At 42.8% G+C, this 6184-nt stretch carries 4 protein-coding genes and 2 pseudogenes; 2 read left to right on the forward strand and 4 right to left on the reverse strand.

The genetic code is table 11. The annotated features are described in order from the left end of the window. From PX484_RS26040 to PX484_RS12795, 3 genes and pseudogenes are all read right to left on the reverse strand, one after another. Positions 1-155, reverse strand: a pseudogene (locus tag PX484_RS26040) (DUF362 domain-containing protein); the annotation flags it as partial. A gap of 15 nt (positions 156-170) precedes the next feature. Beyond that, positions 171-1157 carry a tRNA dihydrouridine(20/20a) synthase DusA gene (dusA, locus tag PX484_RS12790; RefSeq protein WP_287764898.1) on the reverse strand — a complete coding sequence of 329 codons (987 nt, stop codon included), beginning with the start codon at positions 1155-1157 and terminating at the stop codon, positions 171-173. A gap of 314 nt (positions 1158-1471) precedes the next feature. Further along, positions 1472-2836, reverse strand: coding sequence for a collagen-like protein (locus PX484_RS12795; RefSeq protein WP_287764901.1), 1365 nt, complete (start codon positions 2834-2836; stop codon positions 1472-1474). Positions 2837-3042: 206 nt separating this feature from the next. Between PX484_RS12795 and PX484_RS12800 the strand changes: the two genes are divergently transcribed. Both PX484_RS12800 and PX484_RS12805 read left to right on the forward strand, forming a co-directional pair. Then, complete coding sequence (locus PX484_RS12800; protein WP_002784562.1) at positions 3043-4332, forward strand: glucose-1-phosphate adenylyltransferase; 1290 nt, start codon at positions 3043-3045, stop codon at positions 4330-4332. 423 nt (positions 4333-4755) lie between these two features. Continuing rightward, complete coding sequence (locus PX484_RS12805) at positions 4756-5853, forward strand: patatin-like phospholipase family protein (RefSeq protein ID WP_287669985.1); 1098 nt, start codon at positions 4756-4758, stop codon at positions 5851-5853. Positions 5854-6012: 159 nt separating this feature from the next. Here the strand turns inward: PX484_RS12805 and PX484_RS12810 are convergent. Further along, a pseudogene (locus PX484_RS12810) lies at positions 6013-6184 on the reverse strand (TolB family protein); the annotation flags it as partial.

Below are 6184 nucleotides of genomic sequence, written 5' to 3' on the forward strand. Positions count from 1 at the left end.
GGCAGACTAACCGTTACTGGTGGTGGCACAGGATAACCTAAATTAGGTTTAATTAAAATACGTTTAGCTGTGATAGCTGCCGGGGGAGGTTGATAAACAAAATCCGCCATAGCTGAATTTTTTACCCCGGCAGTAATTGAGTATTGGGTAATCATAGAAAAGAAAATAAATTAATGGGAATTGGCCAGATCATTTAGGGAATTTACCTGCTGTAAAGCTTGCCAGATTAGCCCAGAATCGGCCCCAGGAAAATGGCTATTTTCACTAATATAACGCTTCCAGGCTTTAGTTCCGGGCTGACCAGCAAAAAGCTGTAAAAGATGTTTGCTGATCTGGTGTAATTTATAACCTTTACTCACCCATTCATCGATGTAGGAAAGCATTTTTTTGATTACTTCTTCCCGGGTAGGAGGAGTAACCGATTCCCCATAAAAATCTCGATCGACTGTGGCAAATAAATAGGGATTATCGTAGGCTGCCCGACCGATCATGACCGCATCTACTAATTGTAAATGTTGTCTAGCCTGTTCTAAATTAATGATACCGCCGTTAATTTCAATAAACAAATGGGGAAACTGATTTTTTAGGCGATAAACATCATCGTAACGTAAGGGGGGAACGGTGCGATTTTCCTTGGGACTTAATCCCTGTAACCAAGCTTTACGCGCATGGATGGTAAAACGTTGACAACCCGCATCCGCAACAATACGGACAAAATTCGCCATATTTTCGTAACTATCCTGATCATCAATGCCAATTCTCTGTTTTACAGTCACGGGAATCGATACAGCTTGATTCATTGCCGATATTCCCCTCGCGACTAATTCCGGGTTAGCCATCAAACAAGCGCCGAAATTGCCCTCTTTTACCCTGGAACTAGGACAACCCACATTGAGATTTACCTCGTCATAACCCATATCTTCGGCTATTTTAGCACATTCTGCCAAAAGATAGGGATTATCACCCCCTAACTGCAAAGCTAGAGGTTTTTCTGCTAGGGAGAACCCCAGCAACTTATCGCGATCACCGTGTTTAATTGCCATCGTCGTGATCATTTCCGTGTAGAGAAGGGGACGACGGCTAATTTGTCGCAAAAAATAGCGAAAATGGCGATCGGTATAATCCATCATCGGCGCCACACTTAAAATACTGCCCATCTTTCCCTTGATTTTTTCGCTGATCGCGGCATTCTCTGGGTTTCCCCAGAGAATAACCAGTCTTCCTCTCAACATATTTTAAAGCTTTTTGGTAAGTAGGTAGGCGTTAAAAATTATCAGACACCACCCTTATCAAGGGGTGACTAAGGGTAGGGTTGATTCATGAATCAACCCTACTATGAATCAACCCTAGGACTAAGGGGGGATCGAACCTAAAATCTATTTTTAATTTAATTATAACCAGCTACTTAAGTTGACTATCTAAATTACTGGTTAAGACTGCACGAGAGAAAGGATAAGGGGACTTTTTTGAATTATCTCCGTGGCATATTTGCCCCTTTAATCGTGTCGCGGATGACGATTTTTTGTTCTTTGGAATAACCGGCAAAAGAACGAGTAGCAAGTAACTCGATTTCTATCCCCGTACCCGATCGCAAAGATTCCACGGGTAAGGGTAATTGACCGATATCCAGAATAAATTGATTGCCCTCCTGTCGGATTAAATTAGCAGGCATATCTCCTTCATAGCGAGTGACAAAATCGGTTCTGGGACTGGTTTGCAGGTCATCTGCTTGCCAACGAGTGACGCGATAACGCAGTTTAAATTTAGTGCCGATTAAATTTGATTGGGAAGCTTTATCTTCAAGAAAAAGCCTTAAATCAGTACCATTTCCTGTAATACCTTTTGCTTCTAATTGGGTGACATCTCGTTCAAAAACAGCATTATAAACGACAAATTCCGTAACATTATTGCGTTTTTGAGTGGTTCCCTCGATCCACAATTCACTGGGGACAGTTACCTTCATTTCCTTTTGATCATCGAGGGTTAAAGTAAAACGCTGATTAGTAAACCGGTTAAACTCTTGAGGCGCATTCCAAATTAAAATAAAAGAACGTTCCGATCGATCTAATAAAATCCGATATTGATCATCAATCAGGGAACCGGGGGCAAATAAAGACATTGCCCCAGTGCGAGTTTCCCAAGTATTTTTAGAGAGAATATAACCCCGTTCTTTTAACTCCGAAAGGGGAACAGTTGCGCTCGGTTGATCGGCAGTTAAAGGGCGATCGATTTGAATTAAAGTTAACTGTCCTAAACGTCCCTCGCGACCGTTACGACCACTATTACCCGTCGCCCCATCCAGACCGTCCTGACAGCTAAATTCTCTGGTGGTACAGCTATAATTGGCATCACCCGGCCTACCGCTACAGGTTTGAATTGTCCAGAAAGGTTGGGAACAGCGACAACCCTTGCCCCCTTGACCTCCTTGACCCCCAAAACCCCCAGCGCCTCCGGCAGCATTGACCGTTACTTGTCTTAAAAAATCTAAATTAGTGGCATAGAGGGTTAAAGCGCCGCCATTGCCCCCATCACCACCATTACCCCCATTGCCACCGTTGCCACCACCGGCCGCCTGAAGATTTCTGGTGACGTTGCTAGGTTGACCGCTACAGTTGCCATCGCTGCCATTGCCGCCATTTTCACCATCGACCCCTTTTTGTCCTGAAATATCGAGTTTTAGGGGAGAACCATCGAGAAAAAGGGTTAAACTGTCACTATTTTTGCCTTGGCCGCCGATCTTGCCAGCTTTCCCACTTTGACCTTGTTTACCGAAAGTCTGTACATCGGAACCTTGGGCTAACCAAGAACAGCGATCGCCCGTCACCGTGGCGGGCATTAGGTACGGTAAAGGGAGAAAAAAGGTGAATATTAATGATTTAGCCCAAAAATTCATGATTTTAGCGAATTTATCCGCAAAGACTCCGATCAATTCCCTCTTGATGACTTTTGGATCTAGATTTTTGTTTCCCCTCTATCAATAAGGTGCGCTATCATCCTACACTTACTTTGAGAAGGAAACAGCCAATCGCGAGGGTTACGCGCGTGAAAAAAGTATTAGCTATTATTTTGGGTGGCGGGGCCGGAACTCGCCTTTATCCGTTAACGAAACTGCGGGCAAAACCTGCCGTCCCCCTAGCGGGAAAATATCGCTTAATCGATATTCCCGTCAGCAATTGTATTAACTCCCAGATTGACAAAATCTATGTGTTGACGCAATTTAATTCCGCTTCTCTCAATCGTCACCTCAATCGTACCTATAATTTTACGGGTTTTAGCGATGGTTTCGTGGAAGTTTTGGCGGCTCAACAAACCATGGAGAATCCTCAATGGTTCCAAGGCACGGCCGACGCAGTACGACAATATATCTGGACGATGAAGGATTGGGATATCGATGAATATCTCATTCTCTCCGGAGATCATCTCTATCGCATGGACTACAGCAAGTTCATCGAACGCCATCGGGAAACCAACGCCGATATCACTTTATCGGTGGTTCCCATCGATGAACGTCGCGCCTCCGCTTTTGGGGTGATGAAAATTAATGATTCGGGGCGAATTGTCGATTTTTATGAGAAACCCAAAGGGGCAGAATTGGAAAGAATGCGGGTAGATACGACGATTTTAGGCTTAAGTCCCGACCAAGCCCGTCAAAGTCCCTACATCGCTTCCATGGGAATTTATGTCTTTAAAAAGAATGTTTTAATCGATCTGCTCGATGCCAATAAAGAACAGACCGATTTCGGCAAGGAAATTATTCCCTCGGCCGCTAAAGACTACAATCTCCAGGCTTATTTATTTAAGGGTTACTGGGAAGATATCGGGACGATTGAGGCCTTTTATGAGTCTAATCTCGCCTTGACCCAACAACCAAATCCCGCCTTTAGTTTCTACGACGAAAAAGCCCCCATCTATACCCGTTCTCGCTATCTGCCACCCACAAAAATGCTCAATTGTACGGTGACAGAATCGATGATTTCTGAAGGTTGTATTCTCAAAGAATGTCGCATCCATCACTCGATTTTAGGTATTCGTAGTCGAGTCGGCAAAGACTGCACGATCGAGGATACAATGCTGATGGGAGCCGATTTTTATGAGTCTTTCCCCGAACGGGAAAGTCTGATCGGAAATGCCAAAATTCCCGTGGGTATTGGCCCTGGTTCCACTATTCGTCGGGCAATTGTGGACAAAAATGCTCGCATTGGTTCCAATGTTTTAATTGTTAACAAGGATCGTGTGGAAGAAGCTAATCGCGAAGATTTAGGTTTCTATGTTCGCAGCGGCATCGTGGTTATTTTCAAAAATGCCACTATTCCCGACGGCACGGTGATTTAATCTATCAGTTATCAGTTATCAGTTATCAGTTATCAGTTTTTCCATTTTTCTAGTTATTATCGCTTGAATATAGCCGCAGACTGATGGCTTCAGCTAATTGCCTAGACAATTCCCTTGAAATCCTAAGTAGCTGGTTATAATTAAATTAAAAATGGATTTTAGGTTCGATCCCCCCTGCACCCCTTAATAAGGGGGGTGCCGATCCCCCCTTAGTCCCCCCTTTAATCCCCCCTTAATAAGGGGGGCATCTGAAAGTTTTTAATACCTACCTACTTATCCTTTCCTAGAAGTGATGGCAAAATATCCCGGGCAGCTCTTCTGAAAATCAGAAAAATTTCTATATTTTTGGGTTCGATTCTAGGTTTTCAATTAACCTTAAATTAAAAGCCTAGGGCTTAGATAGAAGCCATTCAAAGGATATTTATGAAAGCCAAAATTGCGATCGCTTGTCAGGGAGGCGGCAGTCAAACTGCTTTTACTGCCGGTGCATTAAAAGCATTATTTGACAATAAAGTACAAGATTACTTTAATATTGTCAGTCTCAGTGGTACTTCTGGCGGTGCTATCTGTGCCTTTTTCACCTGGTATGCTCTCAAAAAAGGTGATAGCGTCGTTTGGAAAAGAATGATTGATTTTTGGGAAGATAATAGCGCTCGAACTCCCCAAGAAAAGCTATTTAATGACTCAGCTATTAAAGCTCTAGAATTAGCCAGCAAAGGATTAATTCCCCAGTATAATCTCAGTCCTTCCTCTCCGATTACTAAAACCTTATTTTCTATAGCTACCTACGGTTTACGCAGTCGCTTTACCAACTTTGATCAGTTACTAAGAGCGCATATTGATTTCTCTGAATTAGCCACTTGGGGAGCTAAACCCGAACCACCAATTTTATTAATGGGGGCCTGTAATGTCCTGACCGGAAAATTAAGTAAATTTAACTCGCGCGAGGAAGCAGTTAAAATTGAACATATCCTAGCTTCTGCCTGTGTTCCTAACATTTTTCCTGCTGTCACCATTGAAACTATGGCCTACTGGGATGGACTATTCTCCGATAATCCCCCCATCCGTTCTTTAATTCGCCGTGAATTTGTTGGAGTCGAAAATATTCCCGATGAAATTTGGGTAATTAAAATTAATCCCACCTCTAGAGATAAGATCCCCGTGCAATCCGATGATATTGCCGATCGCCGCAATGAATTAGAAGGCAATGTTTCCCTATTTCAAGGTCTCGATCAGATTGACTTTCTCAATCAATTATTTCTCAAAGGAGCCTTTAAAGAGGAATTCTTGCGCGAGATCGCCTTAACAGAACCATTTAAAATTCCTAAATCTTTCCCAGAAGATCCCGATCAAGATTACCATATTCCGATGATCGAAATGTCGGCGGAATTAGCCAATAGTCTCAACTATGAAAGTAAACTTGATCGCTCTCCTGCCAATATCCAGCGTCTGATCGCTGACGGGGAAAAACAGGGAAAACAGTTTCTAGAACATCGACTAAAAGCTATGGGTTTAAGATAATTTTTGAGGGTTCAAAAACGGCAAAAATAAGGATTAAATGGCATAAAATCTGTCAATAGACTATTTAATTGATTATTATTTATTCTCCTGACTACTGACTACTGGCTACTGACTCCTAACCCTAACAACAATTTTTGATTTTTATAAGAGGTCTAATGATCACTGATTTTCATTGACTAATACCCGTCCAGATAGATCGTAAATCATAATATCCCATTGCCCATTTTTTGCCGCTTCAAAAGCCACTTTAGAACCATCGGCACTGATGATCGGATTGCGTACTTCCGCGAGCAGATCGGGAGCAATTTCCCTTCTCTGTTGAGTTTGTCGA

It is taken from the genome of Microcystis sp. M49636_WE2, assembly GCF_030065375.1.
GTDB lineage: Bacteria > Cyanobacteriota > Cyanobacteriia > Cyanobacteriales > Microcystaceae > Microcystis > Microcystis aeruginosa_C.